Source organism: Leptolyngbya sp. GGD, from assembly GCF_026735145.1.
Taxonomy (GTDB): Bacteria; Cyanobacteriota; Cyanobacteriia; order Leptolyngbyales; family Leptolyngbyaceae; genus Leptolyngbya; species Leptolyngbya boryana.
On record NZ_JAPQKE010000001.1, the window covers coordinates 1,222,616 to 1,244,147 of the forward strand.

The window sequence follows — 21,532 nt, forward strand, 5'->3', positions numbered from 1 at the left end:
CTAAATCGAACACTCAAGGTTAGATGCAGCAGCATACTGTCGTTCAGTTGCTTGCAGTCGATAAAGAGCAGCGTAGCGATCGTTGAGTTGCATTAAGGCTTCATGGGTTCCTCGTTCGACCAATCGCCCTCGCTCCATGTAAAAAATAAAATCAGCACGGGCAGCAAGTTCTAAATCATGCACAATCAAAAAGGTCGTGCGTCCAACTGACAAACGTTCTAAGGCATCGATTACTTCTTGCTCGTTTGCTTTATCTAAGCCCGTCGTCGGTTCATCTAAAATCAAAATCGGAGCCTGACGAATGGCGGCTCGTGCGATCGAGAGCCGCTGGCGTTGTCCACCCGATAGTGTTACACCCCGTTCGCCCAAAATCGTGTCATAGCCTTGGGGCAAGTTCAGAATAAACTCATGGGCATTCGCAAGTTTAGCAGCCGCGATCACATCGGCTTCGGTGGCTGTCGATGCCCCATAAGCAATGTTATCCCAAACACTCGCAGCAAAGAGTAAACTATCTTGCAAGACAACACTCATCTGAGTGCGCAAAGACTCCAGGGTATAACGGCGAATGTCTTGATTATCAATCAAAATTGTGCCTTGATCCGGTTCGTAGAGGCGTAGTAATAATGTTGTTAACGTCGATTTGCCACTGCCAGAATAGCCTACAATTGCAACGCGCTGCCCCGGTTTCACTGTAAAACTAATGTTTTGTAGAACCGAATAGCCTGGCTCATACGCAAAGCTCACGTTGTCAAACTGAACGGCTCCAGCCAATCGAGGGGCTGGTTTTGCTTCGGGCAAGTCGTAGATGTCTGGGGCTTGATCCAGCAGATCGAGAATGCGATCGCCAGCGGCAGAAGCTTTTGCCAATCGTCCAATATACTTGGCAAAGTCGCGCACGGGCTTAAAGGCATTTTTCAGATAAGTGAGAAATACAAGCAGATCTCCCGGAGTCAGCGCGTTCCTCAATACTAATTCTGCTCCACGCCATAGCACAAGCGCGGTTGCTGTCGCCAGAAGCACTTCTACCGTACGTTCTAGCTGAGCCGATAAGCGCTTTGCCTTCACACCTTCTTTCAAGCTTTTCTGATTTTGATGCGTGAAGACTGTCGTAAATTTATCTTGTAACGATAATGCTTGAACTAATTTGATGGCTCCGATGGACTCGGCGGCGGTCGCTGCCATCGATCCTTCTCGTTGCCGCTGCTGTTTGGAGACAGCACGAATGCGTTGGGTAAGCCGAAAGGTAGAAAACCAGAAGATTGGCAATAAGGTTAGCCCTAGTATCGCGAGTTGTGCATTCAGCCAAAACATTACACCCACCATGCCTAAAAGAATCAGGCAGTTCGCGAGTAGGGGCAGCAATGCCGTAACAACGACCTCTTGAAGCACCGCTACATCACTGATCACCCGAAGGGTTAAGTCTCCACTGCGCGTACGACTGTAGAACGATAAAGAGAGCGTTTGCAAATGGGTATAAAGCACACTGCGAATTTCAGTGAGCACCCGATTTCCTGCTAATGCAAATCCCACCGTGCTCCAATAGGCAGCGATACCTCTTATTCCAGCGAGTGCCACGATTGCGATCGCGCAAAGCAACAACAGCGATCGCGTATCTAAAGCCCCAATCAACGGCACAGGATGCAAAACGGCTCCACCTGCTTGTTGAACAAAAAGCTCATCAAAAATGAACTTGAGCGGCAATGGTTCTAGCAATCGCAGCGCAATTTCGCCAAACAATGCCAGCATCGAGAGTGTGATCAAAGATTGCTGCTTGCGAATGTAAGGCGAAAACCGTTTCAGGATTCGCCCGATGCCCGGAATCACCACTTGAAGCTGTTGAGCAGGATTCATCAAGCAACCTCCAGCGTTGAAACCGTTTGCTGCATGAAGCCGACGATCTGCTGTGCTACTCGTTCCCAAGTATGCTCTCGCAGAACAGTTGCTCGTGCTCGTTGTCCTAGTTGCAGACGTAATGATGGAGATTGATAGAGTTCAGCGAACTGTTGGGCTAACTGCACCTGATTCCCTGGCTCATACAGCAGCCCATTGACATCAGATTGAATCAAGGTCTGGAGTTCTCCAATCCGGCTGGCAACGACAGGTAATCCGGCAGCCATATACTCATACACCTTGAGCGGCGAGAAATAAAAATCAGGATAGTCAGGATAAGGAGCGACGGCAACTTGCATTGATGCTAGCAGTCCTGGAATTTCGGTTGGAGCAACCTTGCCTGTGAACTGCACGGCTGTGTGGATATTGCGATCGAGGAGATCTGCTTCTAAAGCAGCACGTTCAGGGCCGTCTCCCACGATCAAAAGTCGCGTTCGAGGAAACTCGTCGTAAAACTGAACAAAAGCTTCGACTAAGGTGGGCAACCCATGCCAAGGTTTCATGGTGCCGACAAAACCGATCGTAAAATCGTCGCTCGGTTGAGTCGGAACTTGCGGCTTCGTGAACCGATCAGGATTCACACCATTCGGAATAACCTGCACCTTTCCCTGAGTTTCCCGATAGTGCTTGAGATAGTTCGCAACTCCTTGGGAAACTGCAACAATGACATGAGCGGCGCGAAATACTCGTTGTGCAACTGCTTCTGCACTTTCGCGATGGACTAAGCCTCGATGAGTCGCTTGTTCTTGAATTAAAGGGGCATTGACCTCCAATACTGCCGGAATGCTATGACTGCGAGCATATTCCATGCCAGTAAAGCTCCACAACGAGTAGCGTTCATATACGGCATCAAACGGTTCTGCTTGCTCTAATGCCAGTCGTAGCTCCAGATTGAGAGAGAGTAAGGTCAGTTCGCGTTGTCCGGTTTGGCGCGGTTCTATGGCAGCTTGACTCACCGCTCTCGGTAATGTAGGCAAGGTGTGGCAAGGAACAGCAGCAAAATCTGCTGGAGGTTCTCCGCCCCAGCGCATTGCAAATAGTTCTACTTGATGTCCTTGTTGCAGCAGTGCTCGAATCACTTCTTGTACATGAATCGAACACCCTTTACACCCAAATACGGGAATGCCTGGATCAGCACAAACATAGGCAATTCGCATTGTCATTCCTCCTACGTCACAATCGGATGTACTGAGATCGCGGCTCGAAACAAGGTTCGTAACTGAGCCGCATTGCGATGAATATCAAATTCTTGCTCAATCAGTTGTCTCGCTTGTGTCGCAAGTTGCACCCCGAATTTCGGGTTTTGTAGCAAATGCGCGATCGCATCCGCAAGCGCGATCGCGTCATGCTGGGGAACGCTTAATCCGGTCTTTTCGTGACGCACTACTTCTGGAATTCCTGCAACATCCGTAGAAATACAAGGCGTACCCAGTGCCATTGCTTCGAGTAACACAGTCGGTAAACCATCTTGATTACTATCCCTGCCAACGACACAGGGAGCCACTAACATCGCTGCGGATTGCACGTGCTGCACTAGTTCACCTTGCGGACGTGGGCCTAAGAGTTTAACTTGGTCTTGCACCCCGGACTGGAGAATTTGACGCTGTAAATTCGCTTCTTCTTCGCCTGTGCCGATAATGTCGCAGGTAAAGGAGATCCGGCGATCGACGAGAATTTTGCACGCCTCAATCAGTACTGCAAATCCCTTTTTCTCGATCAAGCGTCCGACTGCCAGAATCTTAGGGTTGCGCGGGTAGGGAACCGCAAACGGAAAGCGCTGTAAATCGAGTCCATTGTAAATTCGCTGCACTCGGCTTGCGACAGAATCGTAGGTTTGCTGAAGATAGTTGAGGTTGTAAGCACTCACTGTCACGACAGCATCAGCATCTTTCAAGAGTTGCTGATACTTGGTGGGAATCACACTGTTGTGAAAGATATCTTTCGCATGAGTCGTGAAAGAGTAAGGAATTTCGGCAAAGTAACTTGCTAATCGCGCCACGATCGTGGCAGAGGTCGCAAAATGTGCGTGTAGATGCGTAAAGCCTTGTTGCCGAACGATGCAGGCAAGCTGCACCGCCCTGTAAACATGATTGACCTCTTCTGCCTGAGCAACTTCTAGTTTTTGCCAAAAATTCGGTAGGATTCTACTCGCATCGTTGAACTGAGTCCACAAAGCAATGCCTGTTAGATCGTATGCAAACAGGTAAGTGACCCGCGATCGCACTTGAGCAATGATGTCCTGAAAGTATCCATCAACGGGTGGATAGAGTGCAAAAATTTGTAAGTCTAATCCAGCCGCTTCATGGGCGAGAATCTCCGAAACAACAAAGGTTTCAGAATAGCGCGGGTAGCGCTTCAAGACATATGCGACTTTTGCAGAATCGGGAACAGAACGGCAAGTATTCATTTTCTACTATGAGGCACAATAAGCAGATGCGGGCAATGCTGATTGGGTTAAGACAGCCATCACGAATTCGGGCAACCGATTTAAGCCATTGAGATCAATCGGCGATCGCGATGTTGCGGGTGTTGTCGGCTGATGCGCTAACCAATCGGTCAGGGCTGTTGGACTGAGATGATCTGGATGCAACACATCAATCCAACCTAGGTCTTGTAACCGTTTTGCTCGAATCCATTGTTCCAATCGGGGCTTGACGCGCGGCACAATCAGCGATCGCTTGCCAAACGACAGCAATTCGCAGGTCGTATTATAGCCGCCCATCGAAACGACAGAATCCGCCTGCTGCAATAGTTGAGTGGGTTCTTCGAGATACTCTACGATCCGTAAACGAGGATGAGTTGCCGCGTACGTTTGGAGAAGTTGTCGATCGCTAGCTGACATAAACGGACCTGTTAAAATCACGCCATTTGTATCCGGTGGAAAAGTTGCTTGAGCGAAGTGCTGCGACAATGCTGCACCATCCTGTCCGCCCCCCACCAAACAGAGCGCTAATTTTCCCCCTGGCAAACCCAGATCATTGATAACCGTTTCGGGTGATGCAAGATACTGCAAGCGTTGACGCTGATCGAAATAACCCACGTAGCAAATTTTATTGGCAACCGTTCGCGAAAAACGATATTCCTGGGTGAGATCAAAGACGGCTGGATCACCGTAAACCCAAACAGCATCATAATATCGCGCGATCGCTTCTTCGTTTGAGGCACGCTGCCATTCTCGTTGGACGATCCTCGGCTCATCCAACACATCCCGTAGTCCTAACACCATGCGGGTTTGACCCTGAGATCGCAAGTACTCTAGGGTCGGATTGAGTTCTCGCACCGCTCCGCGTGGCACGTTATCTACAATCAACAAATCCGGCGCAAAGGCTTTGAGCGCGGCTTGAATCACCTGCGATCGCATTGCAATTAAGGCTTGCAGCGGCATCTCTAAACGGCGGGGTTGGTACTGTCCCTCGCCATCCTTGTGCAAAGCAGGCAATGACAAATAATCGATATTCGGTGGGAGACTGGTACTGCGCCCTTCTTCCATTCCACTGATCAGGAGAATCGAGGCTTGCGGGAGTGATTGAGCCAGTGTCTGAGCAATCAGCAAATTGCGGCGCTTGTGCCCGAGTCCCATCGTGTCATGGGAGTAAAGCGCAATGCGGAGTGGAACGGATCGCTGAGAAAACTGTGACCAAGCATGTGATGTCATAAAATTGAATAACGATGGGTTGCACTGATGCTTGTAAGATTCGTTTTATCGATGGGTAAGGGGGATACTCTCTCAGCATGAATCGAGCAGAGATGACAAAAAATAACCAAAGGTAAAACCTTCATTAACCGTAAATTAACGTGGCGTTCACCCTTGTGTCATGAGCCTTCTGTGAGAAATGGATGAGAAGATTCTCATGAAGCTGTTTTCGTGAAACGATTGAATCTTGAGAACCAAGCTGCCAAGCTCCTCAAAATCGATAAAGCTATGGAATTTAAAGGCTCCTCTACGTCTGACTCAGCGAAGCGACGAGTCCCGACAGTGATATCGAAGAATCCTCACTCGACCATCAGGCAATTTTTGGGGCAAAAACTGTTTTGGGCTGCCCGGACTCGCATCTTGTTTTGGTACACCGCGATCCTGCTATTTATTTTTTTAGTTTCGATTCCCGCCTTTCGCTATCTTCTGGCGATCGCAATTGATCAACGGGTCAGCCAGGACGTGAGTGAAAAAATTGAGGTCTTCAAAAATTTGCTAGAGGGGGAACTGTTGGATGAGCATAACGTCGAAGTAGACGACCCAGAGCTAATTAAGAACGACAAGCGGTTTCAAACTCCTTATTCCAAAGAAGAGTTAATTGATTTTTTTGATGCGTACTTAGCACGGCAAATTGTAGAAGATGATATCTTCCTGCTCACGTTTGTGGAGGGGAGATTTTACCAATCAAGCCCTAGGGCTAGACCCACTATTTTCAAAAGTGATTCCGCGCTCATGAAACAGTGGAAACAACAGACGACAGCGACACAAGGAAGATTCTCGCTCAATGATCCCAAGAGCGGAGACGTTGTTTATATGCTTGAACCTGTAAAGGTGCGAGGTCAAACTCTGGGAGTACTGGTTATTGCTCATACAACTCGTGGAGAGGAGGCAGAGACCATTGAGGCGGTGGGTGTCGTGGTTAGGGTCGTTGCGGCATTGCTTCTACTAGCATTGCTGCTCGCGTGGTTAGCATCAGAGCAAGTCTTATCGCCCCTACAGTCGTTGAGTTATGCCACTCGCAGAATTAGCGAATCCGATCTAAATCAGCGCTTAGAAGTGCAAGGCACAGGACAAATTGCAGACTTAGCACATTCGTTTAATGCCATGATGGATCGGCTAGAGGCATCCTTTATCAGTCAGCGCAACTTGATTAATGATGCGGGGCACGAACTCCGTACTCCGATCACGATCATCCAAGGGCATTTGGAACTCATCAGCGACGATCCAATCGAACAGCAGGAAACGCTGGCAGTGGTGAGAGACGAATTGGATCGAATGACGCGACTGGTGAATGATTTAATTCTGTTAGCTAAATCAGAGCGGCCGGATTTCTTGCAGGTTGAGCCAGTTGATCTAGATGGGTTTACTGAAGAACTCTTCTCAAAAGCACAGGCATTGGCGGAACGAAACTGGGCACTAGAAGGCAATGCGACAGGGATAGCGATGTTCGATCGCCAGCGCATGACGCAGGCAATCATGAATCTGGCACAAAACGCAACGCAGTTTACACAAGCGCGTGACACGATTACTCTCGGTTTAGCGATCGCGCAAGGGGATGTGCATTTCTGGGTACGCGATACTGGCGAAGGCATTGCTTTGAGCGATCAAACCCGAATTTTCAATCGTTTCGCCCGTGCTGCGAACAGTCGGCGGCGCTCGGAAGGATCTGGACTAGGATTATCTATTGTCAAATCGATCGCCGAAGCGCACGGTGGCGAAGTCACGGTTCGGAGCCAACCCGGGCAAGGGGCAACCTTTGCGATCGTCATTCCCCTTCAAATCGAGGAGAAGTAATGCTCATGCAAATTTTAATTGCAGAAGATGAACCGAGAATTGCAGCATTCATTGAAAAAGGCTTACGTGCGAATGGATTTACCACGACGATCGCATCCACAGCAAGCGATGTGCTGAACTTGGCAGTAAAGAGCGACTTTGATCTGTTGATTCTGGATTTAGGATTGCCCGAAAAAGACGGGCTAGAAGTGTTAGAAGAACTGCGCGGACAAGGCTGTCAGATCCCGATTGTGATCCTCACGGCACGAGACGATATTCAGGACAAAATTGCAGGCTTAGAAGGTGGGGCAGATGACTATATGACGAAGCCCTTCCGGTTTGAAGAACTGCTAGTCCGGGTAAAGCTGAGACTGCGGGGACACACGAACACCGCAGCGCCAGAGGAGACCATTCTGAGTGCCGGAAATGCTGTTCTAAATTTGCGAACGCGCAAAGTGCAGGTGGGTAGCAAAATGATTGAATTACCCGCGCGTGAGTTCACGTTAGCTGAGATGTTCTTTCGGCATCCCGGTCAGGTGTTAAGCCGCCAGCAATTACTCGATCGTGTTTGGGGCTATGACTACGATCCTGGTTCCAATATCTTAGATGTGTATGTGGGCTATTTGCGAAAAAAGCTTGGGGGCGAGTTGTTTGAAACCGTTCGAGGTGTGGGCTATCGCTTGCGTGCCTAAGCGTGTTTTCATCTAACATTCATTGAGTTTTGATGGAAGATGTCGAGGCTTCAAGGAGAACACTTTTTCTGCCTAGCTCAGATGTTTCTGCTTTAACAACTGCGACTTCTTGATAAGCTATGAATTCAAGAAAGAGCAACCTGTCCAACCATGAAATTACAAGTCAAAATTTGTGGAATTACCCAAACCGATCAAGCGATCGCTATTGAAAACGCAGGTGCAACTGCGATCGGGTTTATCTGTGTTCCGGGCACACCTCGCTACATCGCTCCGGAACAAATTCGATTGATTACTCAGCAGTTAAATGTCGAACGAGTGGGTGTGTTTCTCGATGCGGATATCGATACCATTCGCGAAACCGTTGAGATTTCAAATCTCAACGTCGTTCAACTGCATGGCAAAGAATCCCCAGAGTTTTGTCAAGCCCTGCGATCGCTCAACGTCAAATTAATCAAGGCATTGCGGATACGATCGCAGCAAGATCTCGCACAAGCTCAGAACTATCACGCTCACGTGGATGTGCTACTCCTCGATGCTTACCATCCACAGCAAGCAGGCGGAACTGGATTAACGATCGACTGGACAATGCTCAAAGAATTCAATCCCACCTGTGAATGGTGGCTAGCAGGCGGATTGAACCCGGAAAATATTTTAGAAGCCCTTGCCTTAGTTACCCCGCATGGCATTGATCTTTCCAGCGGATTAGAAAACGCCCCAGGTGATAAAAACCTGGAGCGTGTCCATCAACTATTCACTTGCTTGAAGAGTTACCAGAATGAAGGCTGGTGACGAATCAAGTTCAGATACTCCTCGCGAGTCTTCTGATCATCTTGAAACACACCGACCATTGCACTCGTCACTGTCCAAGAACCAGGCTTTTGCACCCCACGCATGACCATGCACATGTGCGATGCTTCCATCACCACTGCAACACCTCGCGGTTGTAGCACTTCTTGCAGAGCCTCAGCAACTTGCCGCGTCAAACGCTCTTGAACTTGCAGGCGGCGAGAATACATCTCTACAATCCGCGCTAGCTTACTCAATCCCACAACCTTCTCATTAGGAATGTAAGCAACATGCGCCCGACCCATAAACGGCAGCATGTGATGTTCGCACAAGCTAAAGAAATTGATGTCACGCACCAACACCATTTCATTGTGACCTTCATCAAAGATTGCACCATTGACTAACTCTTCAAGCGATTGGTTATAACCGCTCGTCAAAAAGCGCATCGCATCAGCAACCCGTTTGGGTGTTTTCAGTAAACCTTCGCGCTCGGGATCTTCCCCCACCCCGACTAACATTGTGCGTACCGCATCCATCATCTGTTCGCGGGTTTCATCACTAGGAGGCGTAATTTTAGCTTCCTGACCGTTCTGTGTATTGCGATCGGGTCTGGATTCTAAATTCTTGGAGCTAAATCCGTTCGGTGTGGCAAGAGTCATAATGAATGTTGCAAAAAGTAAGTGTGCAAAAAGAGAACCAGCTAAAACGTCCCGGCATTGGGCATGAGAATCATCTCTTCTACCACAGCCCGATCGTTCATTGTTGCCGCCTGCAAAATCGCATCCGCTACAATGTCAGGCGTTAACATTGCAGCACGATCGAAGTCGGCATGAACCGTCTCGGTATCCCAGATGGCAGTATTGACTGATCCAGGCGAAATGGTTACAACTCGAATCCCATGTGCTCGTTCCTCGGCAGCAAGGGTTTTCGAGAGTGCTAAAACTCCAAACTTACTGACGCAATACGCGCCCCAGTTTGGAAAAGTCTGATGTGCTGCGATCGAGGCGACGTTGATAATTGTGCCGCGTTTGCGCGATCGCATACCGGGTAAAACGGCTTGCACACATTGGAAAACACTGGTGATATTGAGATCGATCACCCGTTGCCAATCGGATAAAGGCATCTCACCCAAAGTTCCGGTGTATGCCATCCCTGCATTGTTAACCAGAATGTCGATCGTGCCCACCTTAGAAATCAAGTCTTCTAAGCGCGATCGCACAGTCGTTACATCAGCTAAATCAATAGCATAGGCTTGGGCATCGACCCCAAGCGATCGCGCTTCTTGTGCCACTGCATCCAATTTGGATTGAGAGCGGCTGACCAAGACCAGATCAATTCCGCTACGCGCGAACGCTAGAGCAGTTGCCTGACCGATTCCGCTACTCGCCCCGGTAATCAGGGCACGTCGATTGATGGAGGAAGTCATGAATCCCCAGTTAAAACCTCAATAGATGGAAAACTTTTCTCAATTTGCAAACGTTCTAGATCTCGGTGTCATTGCGATGAAATAGACGCGCACGCAGCTTGAATGAATCTGTGGCGAACATGGAAAAACAGCTTAAATGAACGGCGTTGGCAAATGAATGAGAATGAGCCAGTTTTTTAACAAATCGTTACGTTCTCAATTATATCGTGGTGTGACGCGGTTTGTGAGGGGGAATTGGATTTAGGTGGATGAGGGTGGGGAGTAGGGAGTGGGGAGTAGAGCCACTCCCCACTCAAAAACTCTAAACGTGAGTCGGCATCCCCGCTTCTGTAAACACGCCGATACTGCGGAATTTTTGATAGCGCAGTTCGCGCCGTTGTTGGGGAGTCAGTTGATCTAATTCGGCTAAATTTCTCAGAATTGCGGTTTTTAGGGTTTCGGCAGCTTCGAGGGGATGATTGTGCGCGCCGCCGATCGGTTCTGGTAACACCTCGTCGGCAATGCCGAGTTCTTTCAAGTCGGGTGCAGTGATTTTTAGGGCTTCGGCTGCTTGTGCTGATTTTGTTGAGTCTCGCCAGAGAATCGTTGCACAAGTTTCGGGTGGAGCCACACTATAGACGGCATGTTCAAACATCAGCAGGCGTTCTCCAACCCCGATCGCGAGTGCTCCTCCCGATCCGCCTTCGCCAATTACACTACAAATAATCGGCACTTCAAATCCAAACATCTCACGCAAGTTATACGCGATCGCTTCTCCTTGTCCGAATTGTTCTGCTTCGAGTCCTGCCCAAGCTGCCGGAGTATCAATGAAGGTCAAAATCGGCATACCAAAGCGATCGGCGTGTTCCATTAATCGAATCGCCTTACGGTAGCCACTGGGCGAAGCCTGACCAAAATTTCGTCGAATGTTGTCTTTGGTGTTGCGTCCTTTTTGTTGACCGAGCATCACAACGGGGCGACCGTTGATCCGACCAACTCCTCCGACGACGGCAGGATCATCATGCCCACCGCGATCACCATGTAGCTCCATCCATTCGTCACTAATTGCCTGAATATAATCGAGCGTACTGGGGCGACGGGGGTGACGGGCGACTTGCAAGCGCTGCCCAGGCGTGAGGCTGCTAAAAATTTCTTTGCGAAGCTCAACGGCACGGGCTTCTAACAAGGCAATTTGATCAGACAAATCCACCTCATTTTCTTCTGCCAATTCCCGAACCTGAGTAATTCGGGCTTCGAGTTCAGCAAGCGGCTTTTCAAAATCAAGCAAAATTGGACGACGATCGGCAGAATTGGGCATAACTACACCACTCCAAGACTGTGGAGATGTGAGGGATTTTCTTTGGTCTAGCGTAGCGGTATTCGGACAGATTCACAACTCAGAGCGTTGTGCAGTCAAATTTGCTACACCTTCATTACTGTACAGAAATTATTCATCCACATCTGAAAATATTGATGTCGAAATCGTTCAAATCCTGCAACATTGACTAAAACTTGCTTGAGTTTTTGGCGATCGTAATAGCGTTTATGATCGCGAATTTCGGCTTCATCGATAATTCCAACGCGGTAGGAAAGAAACTCCAAAACAGGTTGTGCCCAAACGGAAGGAACCGTTAAAACCAGTCTCCCACCCGGTTTGAGTACTCGATGAATTTCTTTTAAAATTGCTTGCTCATGCTCGATATGCTCTAAAACAGCTAGCATCGTGACGGTGTCAAAACTCGCATCAGCAAAGGGAAGTTCTTCCCCCAGATGGACTTGTACCGCTTTGAGCTTATCCGTTTGAAATTCTGCGACTTTGAAATCGACGCCATAGCCTTTTTGAATTCGCGGCTCGATCGCTCTTAAGAAAGCGGCATTGCGACCGCAACCGACATCTAAGACGATCGCGTTTTCGGGAATTTCCGCGATGACTCGTCGCAGCCGCAACCAACGCAACAAAGGTTCTAAAAGAGGCTCACGCTGCTTTTTCAACTTTCTACTCTCCTACTTGAACGGGAATGTCTAGGGCTTTGGTTTTGGCATCGAACCAAGTGACAGATTCTTGAACCATTGTGAGCCGCAAGGTGTACTGACCTGCGCGATTGGGTGCTGTAATTTTAGCGTTCAATGCTACCGCTTGATTGGGCGGCAGGTCAAAGGGGAGGGGCGTGCGATCGTACTCGATCGGCTCACTCTGAGACTTTTCATTGATCCAGCGATAAGAGAAATTGACAGGAGTATTGCCACTTCTAAACCAGGTAAAATCACCTATGTTACGAACGAGAACTGGCAAGGTGATCGCAGATTTGACTCTCATCTGGGTCGGCGGAGTCGTGATGATGCGAATCGCTTGGGCATAATCGGGCAAGGGGCTATTCGGCGGTACTGGAATCACAAAGGAAGTAAACCCTCCGGATTGAAAGGTTTGAATTCCCGCGATCGACGAAGCAGGCAGATCTCGACCCGGTTGATTGTTTCCTGTAGTCGCCTGAATCAGGCACAATCGACCTTTAGCTTTTCCACCTGAAGCGGTATGCAGCCACTCCAGTAAGCCCGACAGAGGAATATTTTGTCGCATTGGTAAGCCAGGAGGATCAGCACCGCTATAGCCATTAATCATAGGCACATTGGCGCGCATTCCTGCCCACATTGCTTGGGTTTGCTCATTGTAAAAGGCATCTTTGCCACTCAACGCGACATAGGCAAAGCTACAGTCTTTCTGCATTAAAGATTGCAGTTCTGCTTCAGGTTTCAAGACTGCCATGCGATCGAAGCTTTGCGGAGTCCAGACGATTTGTTCAGGTAGGGTGAGCAGAATCAAGCTTAGGGCGATCGCAGTTCTAATCTTTGGATTGGCAAAGCGATGTTTTAAATAAGCATCCACACAGAGCAGAACGCCGAGCAGTAGATAGAAATACATCATCAGCGCAATCCGAGATACGGCTCGAACGGAGTTTGCGCCTGGAATCAGTTGGGCAATGAATTTCCATAGAGAGTAATCAAAGACTGAAAGCGAAAGCAGGAAAATGATGCCAAAGGTGAGCAGACAAGCTTGAGCAAGTAGTTTTCGCTCTGGATCAAGGACGTGAGCCTGTGCTTTCAAAACATAAAGCGCAAATCCGGTTACGCCTAAGATGACAAAGCCGAGAAAGATCTGATGCTCATGAACCATCGGCGTATGGGCTGAAAGTGGAAACAGCCACGGTCGCCACAAACTTCCATCTGCGGGCAAGAGCCAAGATTGCAGTCGCGGCAGCATCGATGCAATTTCTGAATAAGGCTTTTTGCCGATGACCTTACTAATTTCCAGGTAAGGCAGAAAGAGTGCTATCACTGCACCACTCCAAACCAAAAGCGCGATCGCAGTTTCTTTCCAGGTTCGTTTGAGAAATTCCGTGATGCGCGTCTTAAAGTCACGATCAAGCCAAAACATTACAGGCAAGAACACAAGTAAACTGAAAACGAGAAACCAACCTAGATAGACTGCTGCCAAGAGTTGCAGATAGATCAAAGTCAACGCCCAGCGCAATCGATTGGAGGTCGGCTTCTGAATGAACCGCCAAACACAGAGAAATGCGATCGGGGTAAAAAACTGAGGAAAGAGTTGATGATGTCCGAGTTTTGCGGCTCTCGGCAGTCCAAATGCAAATAAAAAACCTCCGAATCCAGAGAGAACAGGACTGACTCGCAAGCGGCGCAAGACAATCACAAAGGCAGCAAAACAGAGCCAAATGATGGTGATCATCCAGAGTTGAAAGGCGTGATCTGGATTCAATACCGATCGAAATAACCAATAAATCGGCGCACAACCAAATAAGTTTTCTGAAAATGCTAAAGCATTTTTGAAAGGATAGAAAAAAGAAGGCGACCAGAGCGTTCCTGTATAGTTACGATTCACTAGAAGCTGAAAGGAATGCTCCAAAAAATAGTGCAGGATGCGAGTATCTCCGCGCTCTGCTTGAATTTTGGTGAAGCCACTGAGGATGGTAGGTGAATACATCATCAGGGTGCCAATCAAGCTGATGACGATATAGAAAAGGCTCGTCATGAATTTGCGATCGGGAGCTTTTGATAAAGTCATAACTGCTAGTAACGCTGATCAATAGACGTAACCGTTGCTTCAATTGCTTGAGTTGACTGTGGCAGATGGGTCGGCATCTCGCTGACTCCTTCAGCAATCAAAGAAAATCTCAGGGTGTATGTTCCAGGTTTGGACGGGAACGTGATATCTCCGATCGCTTCTGCGGTTTTTCCACGTCGGGGCTGTCCAGGGATAAATAGGCGATATTCCGCCACATTCTGCTTGAGAATATCAGTAAATAAGACCCGAACTCGGGCTTCTCCTAGATGGCTTGCCCCGGTTTGATAGCCAAACCAGCGAGATGTGCCTGTATTTTGTACGATCGCACGCACGCGAATTTTTCCGCCCACTGGAATCGAGAGCGTGTCCGGTAGAGGATTTTTTTCTGCATCTCGAAGCTGGAGAATTTGACCAGCTAATCCAGATATATAGTTGGGCTGACGAGTGGGGTGCGTGATCCGAAACATCAGACTATGGGCATGTCGCTCGATTTGGCTGTCTGGATGCTGCCACAGTTTTCCTTCTGCATCAGTTAATTTTGATGAGAACGGGTCATATTCGATCACCGTCGGAATTCCATCCCAAAAACATGCACCAAACACGCCAACAACTTGGACAAAGACTGAGAAGGTTAATAACCCGGAAACGATCAAAATTTTCAAATTCAGCAGTTTACGCCGGGAAAGAGCATCTGCGATCGCATAGTTCACCGAAAAGCATAGAATCGGCAGCAGATCCGTTAAAAAACGATAGCCATAAGACGCACCTGCCCACCACATTCTAAAAAAGCAATATTGCAACAAGAGCGGAATACAGCTTAAAAACAGCAGAATCAATAATTTTTCATCTTTTTGCTTCCAGCGTCGAAAGATTTGTATGAATCCTAGAATTGCCAAAATTAGGATTGGACTATAAACAAATAAACCTCGACTTGGGCTAAATAAAAGTCCCGTAAATCCTGCAATAAACTGTTCAAATGTCAGTGTAAAAAGATTAGAAAACGTGCCATATCCGCCTGTGAAACTTTTAAAGTAATAGAGATTCCAAGCAATACTAATTAGGGCAGAAGATAACCCTAGAACTGTAAAAAATGCTTGGCGCCGATACAGCGCGATCGCATAAACCACGATCGATAATAAAAACACCAAATTCGTTGGGCGAATCCCTAACATCAATCCGCCCAAAATTCCGGCATTTAAGAGCAAGAGAGATTTTGTCGTTGGGTCACGATTTGCTTTGAAAAAGCAGAGCATGACGGCAATCAAGACCAAATTTGTCGAGCCATGCTGCCATAAAGCTTGTGAATTAATCACCCAATGATGCGTTGCAAACGCATAAATAAAAGCAGAAATCAGTGCAACTGATCGCTCAAACTTCAGGCGACTTAATTGATAAAACAAAGCGACAGCAAAGCTTGCGATGATCGCAGCAGCAAATCTTTCTAACAGTAATCGCGTGTCAGAAAATGCAGCACTGGTAATCTCGATCGACTGAAAGCCATGACTGATCCATAACAAGAGCGCAAAGCAGACATAAATCGGAAAGCTGACGATCGCAGGTCCAATCGGATAGACCGAGACAAGATGAGCACTCTTCGACTCCCAAAAGAAGTAAGGAGGCAGACCGCCGTTGTAGTAAATTCCCTGCCTGAAGTTATCAAAATCCAATCTGCCGTTGAATAACCAATTGAAGGCAAGTAAGGAATTCGGAATACTATCCGGTGATGCGAGCGCCTGATAATTGACGATGCCCTTTGCACTCCATGAGTAGACAAGCAGGCAAGCAAAAAAAATCAGCCACGAATCCTTGAGCTTAAAGCGCTGTGCATCAAGTAAAGACTGCCATTTTATCGACATAGCAGATTATCGGTGAGGTGAGGGCTGCTGTCTGAGCGTTTGGCTAGCGTCTGAAACAGGATAAGCACGCTTCGAGGCGAATAAGTTGTATTTCATAATGCAGTAGATGGCGCGAAATCCATCTTTCCAGCCGATTTTCTTACCTTCTTTGTAGGTTCGCCCATAGTAAGAGATGCCAACTTCGTAGATACGACATCCCATGCGAGCGACTTTAGCAGTGACTTCAGGTTCAAATCCAAATCGATTTTCTTCAATCCGAATCGATTGAATCACCTCACGCCGAAATGCTTTGTAGCAGGTTTCCATATCGGTCAGATTAATATTGGTCAGCATATTCGAGAGTGTGGTCAGAAATTTGTTGCCGACCATATGCCAATAGTAAACGACGCGATGCGGCTGATTTCCCGCAAATCGTGAACCAAATACAACGTCTGCTCGACCCTCTGCGATCGGCCTTAACAATAGCGGAAATTCCTGCGGATCATATTCTAAATCTGCGTCTTGAACGATCGCAACATCTCCTGTCACCGCTGCGAATCCGGTTCGTAATGCTGCCCCTTTGCCCCGATTTGTACTGTGGTAGAGCACTTGATCAACGATCGGTTCAATTTTCGATTTCAACAGTTCTGTTGTGCCATCTGTAGAGCAATCATCGACAATAATGATTTCGAGATTGCGAATAGGAGAGGCTTTTACTGCTTGAATTACGGTCTCGATCGTGCCTCGCTCGTTATAGCAAGGAATCACAACCGAGAGTTTTAAGCGAGACAAGCGATCGAAACCGATAGTAGATCCCTCAGTACCGTGCATAGGCTGATTCAGAGTTAGGGGCTTTCACACAGCGACAGTATATCGTATCCCTTAGCACTTTACTCAAGGGATCAAGGCTTTCAGCCGAGACAGTACTGAAAGCTAGTGCGATCGCTAGTTTGGATTCGGCAGCAATAATGGACGGAATCCATGTCGAACCGATGCCTCTCCAATCTGCTCCATCTTCTCGACGGTGATGCGATTGCGACCCCAAGAGAAGTTCGTATGCAGTTTCTCGAATTCCAGCAGCATCGATTCTGCAAAACAAGCAAACAGTTGCCGTGCCGGGACATCCATATTGACAATGCTCATGATTTTCCAATCAATGTCCAGTGAATGTTCCACAATGCCACCGTTGAGTACGGTCACGCCCGGATGCTGAATCTTGGTTCCCAAGTTTTTCGGGTAGCCGCCATCAATCAGCAAACAAGGTTGTTTTAACTGAGTCGGATCAATCTCCACACCTTTCGGCATACTGGCGACCCAGACAATGATGTCTGCTTGCGGCAGGGCTTCTTCTAAGCCCTGAATTTTGCCGCGCCCAAGTTCATCTTGCAAAGCTTGCAAGCGTTCTTGATTACGAGCAATCAGCAGCAATTCTGCCACATCAGCGCGTGTGTTCAACCAGCGACAGACGGCACTGCCAATATCGCCCGTTGCACCACAAACCGCCACCGTTGCATCTGACAAGTTGATGCCCAACTGTCTGGAAGCTTGTTCGACCTGGCGACACAAAATGTACGCCGTGTGAGTATTTCCGGTCGTAAACCGTTCAAACTCCAGCATGACATTCCGCACTTGTTTAATCTGTGCCAGATTGAAATTCTCAAAAATAATCGAAGAGAATCCGCCGAGTGCTGTAATATTAATGCCATTTTTTTGAGCATGTGCCATGGCGTTAATCACTTTGCGTGTCGCTGCTTTAATCCGTCGAGTTGCCAACATTTCTGGCAAAAAGCAAGATTCCACGTAGCGTCCTTCAATTTCTTGCCCCGTGGCGCTTTTGACTCGGATCGTATCGACAATCTGCGGCGGTGCACTACACCAGAAGTCCAAACCTTGATCCGCGTATTCGGGATACCCTAGTTCTCGTGCAACAGACTGAGCGTGTTCCAAACTTGTGAGATGACCAATTAAACCAAACATCGATCGTATGAAGAAGCCCGGTATCAGGCGGCGAGATGGATATGAACGGAACCGTATTCTAATTTAAGAGAAAATATCAAAAAATTGGCAATGAATTTGTAGGAGGGAGTGGGGAGTGGGGAGTGGGGGAGTGGGAAGCCTTGTATTTTGCCATTTCCCGATTCCCTCATTTCCCGATTCCCCGATTCCCCTAACTCCAGAGTTCACTGCCGCAGACTTCAAATTCGGTGACTTATGCCGCAGCTAATCCATGCGCGGACATCCGCATCACATCACGGGTCGTAAATCCAATGTTGGTGAGGGCTTCGCCGTATTGAATCATGAAGTCTTCGACGAGGGCTTCGCGTTCCATGCCGAGGACTTGTGCGTCGTCTGCAACTTGATTCAGCATTTTCCAGACTAAAGGCAAATTGGCTTTATTGGCTTCTTCCAATTCGGCTTTCGAGGCTTCAAAGTTGGCTTTTAGCCATTCTTCGCCGTAGTTGAGGTGCATGTATTCGTCTTTGATGACCCCTTCAGTGATTTTGCGAGCAAAGTCGTCTGCAACAGGAATGTAGATGTTGTATGCCGAGATCGCAAAGCATTCAATAATCAGCGATTGAATCAACAGACAGGTGACGATTTTTCCTTCGGCTGCCGCAACTTGGAAGTTTTTGTGCAATTCGGAGAAAAATTCGCGTGCGAAGTCCATGTCTGGGGTGACGCTGAGATTCCGACCACAGGCTTCAAAGCCTTTTTTGTGGCGGTTTTCCATGCGAGCGAGTCCGATCAATTGGTCTTTATCATTGGGCAGCAGGTCTGCCAATTTTTGATAATTGTCGTTCGCTTCCTGTTCGCCTTCGATGACGATCGCGTTAATTCGGCTATAGGCATCTTTATAGAGTTCACTCTGGAAGTCAATCTCTGGGGTCGCCTCAAGTTGCGGCATAGATCAGATTTCTCCTGGTCATGACTACATTTCCGCGTGCTGCGGGTTAGGGTTGGGGTGGTCTGAGTAGAATTTCTCATTCTTCCCCCCTCTCACTTTACCGTCTAAGGTTGAGGATGACGCTAAGAATCGATAAAATCTATAGGCGATCGAGCATTGAAGCGCTAAAATAACCGATTCTTCAGTTTTGTGAGCGGTATGGAAGTTCAGAAGCGTCTCAGTTTGGGACTGCTGGTGGCGGGGGCAGGAGTGGTGCTGTTGCCATTAGGAGTCGTTTTTCTAACGTCGTTGCAGTCGGCGGAAGGTTCCCCAGGTTGGACGCTGGAAAATTATCGCTCAGCTTGGGAAAAGGGACAGTTTTTGCTGGCATTTGCGAATTCGATTTTTGTGGCGATCGCGGTAACACTGTTTCAACTGTTTACGTCGGCGCTGGCGGGGTATGCGCTGGCGCGGCTGAAGTTTCAAGGAAAACAGGCGATTTTATTAATCATTCTGGCGACGTTGGTGATTCCGTTTCAGATTTTGGTGATTCCGATTTTTCTCGTGTTGAAAGCGGGACATTTGATTAATACTTACGGAGCCTTAATTCTTCCAACTGCGGTGAATGGGTTCGGGATTTTTCTGATGCGGCAATTTTTTCAGGGGATTCCGATCGAGCTTGAGGAAGCGGCGATGTTGGATGGGGCGAATCGGTGGCAGGTGATTTGGCGGGTGATGTTGCCGTTGTCGCGTCCGGCGTTGGTGACGTTATCGCTGTTTACGTTTATTGGCGAGTGGAATGATTTGTTTAAGCCGTTGGTGTTTACGACGCGACCGGAGTTAAGAACGGTGCAGTTGGCGTTGGCGAGTTTTCAGGAGCAGTTTACGAATAGTTGGTCGCTGATGATGGCGGCAGTGGTGATTGCGACTTTACCGATCGTGGTGATTTTCGCATTGGGTCAACGGCAATTGATTCGGGGCATTGCGACGACAGGAATTAAGAATTAGGTTTTGCAAAAAACGACCGTGAAGATTCCCACAGATGCAATTCTTCCAGATAAAAAATGCCTGGCTATCTCGTGGTGCAGAAGCTCAGACATGACACATCAAAGTTTTTAGCACCAGCTGGATTTACGCAAGAGAACCCGGAAGGTTTGAAAGCAGCAATTCTATCGCTTGCTGACGAGGGAGAAGCGATCGCAGATAAAACCTGATTCGAGTTTGTGCGTCGGAGTCGAGATACGATCGCTGCCGCTCGTAATGCGCTCAACGCTGGATGTACGATCGTCGGTGATATCTTCCCAGTAGTTTCGGTATTGGATCAAACTCGCATTGCTCCTCTCAACTGCTTGGTTGCAATCTTAAGTGGCGGACTCCCATCGGCAATGGCTTGAAATGCGCTCGTTGAATCGTTGATTGAGAAGCCTGATTTTCATTGATTTCTGAGTCACGCTAACTATTTCGCTTGAAACGGAGTAAATTGACCTCTCAATCCTTCGACGATCGCTTTTGTGTTTGCAATTAGCATCTTCTGATAAGTTTCTCCACGACTCCCTGCTTCACCCAATCCATCGGCATAGATCTCTTCTTCAGCAACCTTGACGTTTGCCTCGTTCGCAACTGTTTGAATGACCTGCGGATTGATCGAGAGTTCAGCGTAGATAGTCGGGACTTTTTTTTCTTGGATTTCCCCGACTAGCTCTTTTACCTTCGCAGCCGTTGGTTTTTCTTCAGTACTGATACCTTCGAGGGCTGCAACAGGAATGTTATAAGCTTGTGAATAGTATCCTAGTGCATCGTGGGTTGTTACTAATGTTCTAGAAGCTTGAGGAATGCTATTGATCTGGGTTTTGATCCAGCTATCAATTTGACTAATTTCTCCGGTTACTTTTTTAGCATTGTCTGCATAGAGTGTGGCATTGTTTGGAGCAATGTTTGCAAGGTTATCGCGAATAACTTCTGCAATTCGCACTCCGTTTTGGGCATTGTGCCAGACATGAGGATCAGTCTCGGTTTGTCCATCTTCTTCAAACTGCTGAGGCTTGGGAACTGCAAGTTCGTTGACTGCAACTTTTGGAGCCGAATTCGATGAGGCTTGAATCAGTTTGATCAGAGTCGGTTCAAAATTGTAACCTCCATATAGAACTAAATTGGCTTGCTCGATCGCTTTACGATCTTCGGGAGTCGCTTGATAGATATGCGGATCTGCACCAGGTTTGACTAAACAAGTTAAATTCACTGTCGCTGCTGCAATTTGCTTGGTTAAATCACAGAGGATTGTATTAGTTGCAACAACTTTGGGTACACCTTCTAACCTGGGTGAGGCTTGCGGAGTTGAGGCGGCTTGATGAGTAGAGGGTGACTGAGGCGTACAGGCGAATCCACTGAGAGCGATTGAGATCGTTGCCATAGTCCAACGCAGCCGAAAGGGCTTATCCATACTTTTTTAAGATTTAAAGTGAACATCTTGACTCTACAATGATAATCGTTCT

20 protein-coding genes are annotated in these 21,532 nt (G+C 47.9%); 6 read left to right on the plus strand and 14 right to left on the minus strand.

Annotation, left to right across the window (positions count from 1 at the left end; translation table 11 throughout):
• The 4 genes from OU814_RS05760 to OU814_RS05775 are packed head-to-tail and all read right to left on the minus strand — an operon-like array spanning position 1 to position 5,545.
• Positions 1-1,851, minus strand: a complete 1,851-nt coding sequence (locus OU814_RS05760; protein WP_268181212.1) for an ABC transporter ATP-binding protein — start codon at positions 1,849-1,851, stop codon at positions 1-3.
• Positions 1,851-3,047: a glycosyltransferase family 4 protein gene (locus tag OU814_RS05765; protein ID WP_268181214.1), complete on the minus strand. Its 1,197-nt coding sequence runs from the start codon at positions 3,045-3,047 to the stop codon at positions 1,851-1,853. The genes OU814_RS05760 and OU814_RS05765 overlap by 1 nt, the downstream gene beginning before the upstream one ends.
• 11 nt (positions 3,048-3,058) lie before the next feature.
• Positions 3,059-4,297: a glycosyltransferase family 4 protein gene (locus tag OU814_RS05770; RefSeq protein WP_268181216.1), complete on the minus strand. Its 1,239-nt coding sequence runs from the start codon at positions 4,295-4,297 to the stop codon at positions 3,059-3,061.
• A 6-nt stretch (positions 4,298-4,303) separates the two neighbouring features.
• Positions 4,304-5,545 carry a glycosyltransferase family protein gene (locus tag OU814_RS05775; RefSeq protein ID WP_268181218.1) on the minus strand — a complete coding sequence of 414 codons (1,242 nt, stop codon included), beginning with the start codon at positions 5,543-5,545 and terminating at the stop codon, positions 4,304-4,306.
• A 210-nt stretch (positions 5,546-5,755) separates the two neighbouring features.
• Here OU814_RS05775 and OU814_RS05780 point away from each other — a divergent pair, with 210 nt between their 5' ends.
• The 3 genes from OU814_RS05780 (at position 5,756) to OU814_RS05790 (ending at position 8,838) form a co-directional block, all read left to right on the plus strand.
• On the plus strand, positions 5,756-7,378 hold the full coding sequence (locus tag OU814_RS05780; RefSeq protein WP_268181220.1) for a sensor histidine kinase: 1,623 nt from the start codon (positions 5,756-5,758) through the stop codon (positions 7,376-7,378).
• A gap of 5 nt (positions 7,379-7,383) precedes the next feature.
• Complete coding sequence (locus OU814_RS05785; RefSeq protein ID WP_287454043.1) at positions 7,384-8,049, plus strand: response regulator transcription factor; 666 nt, start codon at positions 7,384-7,386, stop codon at positions 8,047-8,049.
• A gap of 150 nt (positions 8,050-8,199) precedes the next feature.
• The gene (locus OU814_RS05790) at positions 8,200-8,838 is read left to right on the plus strand and encodes a phosphoribosylanthranilate isomerase (RefSeq protein ID WP_268181223.1); all 639 of its coding nucleotides are present in this window, start codon (positions 8,200-8,202) and stop codon (positions 8,836-8,838) included.
• Here OU814_RS05790 and folE read toward each other — a convergent pair.
• The 9 genes from folE to OU814_RS05835 form a co-directional block, all read right to left on the minus strand.
• On the minus strand, positions 8,817-9,494 hold the full coding sequence (gene folE, locus OU814_RS05795; protein ID WP_017289939.1) for a GTP cyclohydrolase I FolE: 678 nt from the start codon (positions 9,492-9,494) through the stop codon (positions 8,817-8,819). The genes OU814_RS05790 and folE overlap by 22 nt on opposite strands.
• 41 nt (positions 9,495-9,535) lie before the next feature.
• On the minus strand, positions 9,536-10,261 hold the full coding sequence (locus OU814_RS05800) for an SDR family oxidoreductase (protein ID WP_268181225.1): 726 nt from the start codon (positions 10,259-10,261) through the stop codon (positions 9,536-9,538).
• A 301-nt stretch (positions 10,262-10,562) separates the two neighbouring features.
• Positions 10,563-11,558, minus strand: a complete 996-nt coding sequence (locus OU814_RS05805) for an acetyl-CoA carboxylase carboxyltransferase subunit alpha (protein ID WP_190652121.1) — start codon at positions 11,556-11,558, stop codon at positions 10,563-10,565.
• A gap of 104 nt (positions 11,559-11,662) precedes the next feature.
• Positions 11,663-12,232: a class I SAM-dependent methyltransferase gene (locus OU814_RS05810; protein WP_268181228.1), complete on the minus strand. Its 570-nt coding sequence runs from the start codon at positions 12,230-12,232 to the stop codon at positions 11,663-11,665.
• Positions 12,233-12,236: 4 nt separating this feature from the next.
• Positions 12,237-14,321, minus strand: a complete 2,085-nt coding sequence (locus tag OU814_RS05815; protein WP_268181230.1) for a hypothetical protein — start codon at positions 14,319-14,321, stop codon at positions 12,237-12,239.
• Between the two features lie 5 nt (positions 14,322-14,326).
• Positions 14,327-16,177, minus strand: coding sequence for a glycosyltransferase family 39 protein (locus OU814_RS05820; RefSeq protein ID WP_268181232.1), 1,851 nt, complete (start codon positions 16,175-16,177; stop codon positions 14,327-14,329).
• A gap of 6 nt (positions 16,178-16,183) precedes the next feature.
• Positions 16,184-16,987 carry a glycosyltransferase family 2 protein gene (locus OU814_RS05825; RefSeq protein WP_017289933.1) on the minus strand — a complete coding sequence of 268 codons (804 nt, stop codon included), beginning with the start codon at positions 16,985-16,987 and terminating at the stop codon, positions 16,184-16,186.
• Positions 16,988-17,101: 114 nt separating this feature from the next.
• Positions 17,102-18,133 carry a long-chain acyl-[acyl-carrier-protein] reductase gene (locus OU814_RS05830; protein WP_017289932.1) on the minus strand — a complete coding sequence of 344 codons (1,032 nt, stop codon included), beginning with the start codon at positions 18,131-18,133 and terminating at the stop codon, positions 17,102-17,104.
• Positions 18,134-18,365: 232 nt separating this feature from the next.
• A complete protein-coding gene (locus OU814_RS05835) occupies positions 18,366-19,061 on the minus strand; it encodes an aldehyde oxygenase (deformylating) (RefSeq protein WP_017289931.1) in 696 nt (231 codons plus the stop codon).
• Between the two features lie 198 nt (positions 19,062-19,259).
• On the opposite strand from OU814_RS05835, the gene OU814_RS05840 reads away from it, so the two are divergent.
• From OU814_RS05840 to OU814_RS05850, 3 genes are read left to right on the plus strand one after another with little or no spacing between them, the layout of a single operon-like run.
• Positions 19,260-20,048 carry a carbohydrate ABC transporter permease gene (locus tag OU814_RS05840; RefSeq protein ID WP_017289930.1) on the plus strand — a complete coding sequence of 263 codons (789 nt, stop codon included), beginning with the start codon at positions 19,260-19,262 and terminating at the stop codon, positions 20,046-20,048.
• Between the two features lie 56 nt (positions 20,049-20,104).
• Positions 20,105-20,254: a hypothetical protein gene (locus OU814_RS05845; protein ID WP_268181235.1), complete on the plus strand. Its 150-nt coding sequence runs from the start codon at positions 20,105-20,107 to the stop codon at positions 20,252-20,254.
• Positions 20,255-20,263: 9 nt separating this feature from the next.
• Positions 20,264-20,434, plus strand: coding sequence for a hypothetical protein (locus OU814_RS05850; protein ID WP_268181237.1), 171 nt, complete (start codon positions 20,264-20,266; stop codon positions 20,432-20,434).
• Positions 20,435-20,496: 62 nt separating this feature from the next.
• On the opposite strand, the gene OU814_RS05855 is transcribed toward OU814_RS05850, so the two are convergent.
• Entirely contained in the window at positions 20,497-21,450 is a 954-nt protein-coding gene (locus OU814_RS05855; RefSeq protein WP_268181239.1) for a metal ABC transporter solute-binding protein, Zn/Mn family, read from the minus strand.
• Positions 21,451-21,532 lie beyond the last annotated feature (82 nt).

What these genes read in the sequence shown, in the direction of transcription:
- OU814_RS05760 (WP_268181212.1), bottom strand. Translation starts at nt 1,851, where the DNA reads ATGAATCCTGCTCAACAGCTTCAAGTGGTGATTCCGGGCATCGGGCGA.
- OU814_RS05765 (WP_268181214.1), bottom strand. Translation starts at nt 3,047, where the DNA reads ATGCGAATTGCCTATGTTTGTGCTGATCCAGGCATTCCCGTATTTGGG.
- OU814_RS05770 (WP_268181216.1), bottom strand. Translation starts at nt 4,297, where the DNA reads ATGAATACTTGCCGTTCTGTTCCCGATTCTGCAAAAGTCGCATATGTC.
- OU814_RS05775 (WP_268181218.1), bottom strand. Translation starts at nt 5,545, where the DNA reads ATGACATCACATGCTTGGTCACAGTTTTCTCAGCGATCCGTTCCACTC.
- OU814_RS05785 (WP_287454043.1), top strand. Translation starts at nt 7,384, where the DNA reads ATGCAAATTTTAATTGCAGAAGATGAACCGAGAATTGCAGCATTCATT.
- OU814_RS05790 (WP_268181223.1), top strand. Translation starts at nt 8,200, where the DNA reads ATGAAATTACAAGTCAAAATTTGTGGAATTACCCAAACCGATCAAGCG.
- folE (WP_017289939.1), bottom strand. Translation starts at nt 9,494, where the DNA reads ATGACTCTTGCCACACCGAACGGATTTAGCTCCAAGAATTTAGAATCC.
- OU814_RS05800 (WP_268181225.1), bottom strand. Translation starts at nt 10,261, where the DNA reads ATGACTTCCTCCATCAATCGACGTGCCCTGATTACCGGGGCGAGTAGC.
- OU814_RS05805 (WP_190652121.1), bottom strand. Translation starts at nt 11,558, where the DNA reads ATGCCCAATTCTGCCGATCGTCGTCCAATTTTGCTTGATTTTGAAAAG.
- OU814_RS05815 (WP_268181230.1), bottom strand. Translation starts at nt 14,321, where the DNA reads ATGACTTTATCAAAAGCTCCCGATCGCAAATTCATGACGAGCCTTTTC.
- OU814_RS05820 (WP_268181232.1), bottom strand. Translation starts at nt 16,177, where the DNA reads ATGTCGATAAAATGGCAGTCTTTACTTGATGCACAGCGCTTTAAGCTC.
- OU814_RS05825 (WP_017289933.1), bottom strand. Translation starts at nt 16,987, where the DNA reads ATGCACGGTACTGAGGGATCTACTATCGGTTTCGATCGCTTGTCTCGC.
- OU814_RS05830 (WP_017289932.1), bottom strand. Translation starts at nt 18,133, where the DNA reads ATGTTTGGTTTAATTGGTCATCTCACAAGTTTGGAACACGCTCAGTCT.
- OU814_RS05835 (WP_017289931.1), bottom strand. Translation starts at nt 19,061, where the DNA reads ATGCCGCAACTTGAGGCGACCCCAGAGATTGACTTCCAGAGTGAACTC.
- OU814_RS05840 (WP_017289930.1), top strand. Translation starts at nt 19,260, where the DNA reads ATGGAAGTTCAGAAGCGTCTCAGTTTGGGACTGCTGGTGGCGGGGGCA.
- OU814_RS05845 (WP_268181235.1), top strand. Translation starts at nt 20,105, where the DNA reads ATGCCTGGCTATCTCGTGGTGCAGAAGCTCAGACATGACACATCAAAG.
- OU814_RS05855 (WP_268181239.1), bottom strand. Translation starts at nt 21,450, where the DNA reads ATGGCAACGATCTCAATCGCTCTCAGTGGATTCGCCTGTACGCCTCAG.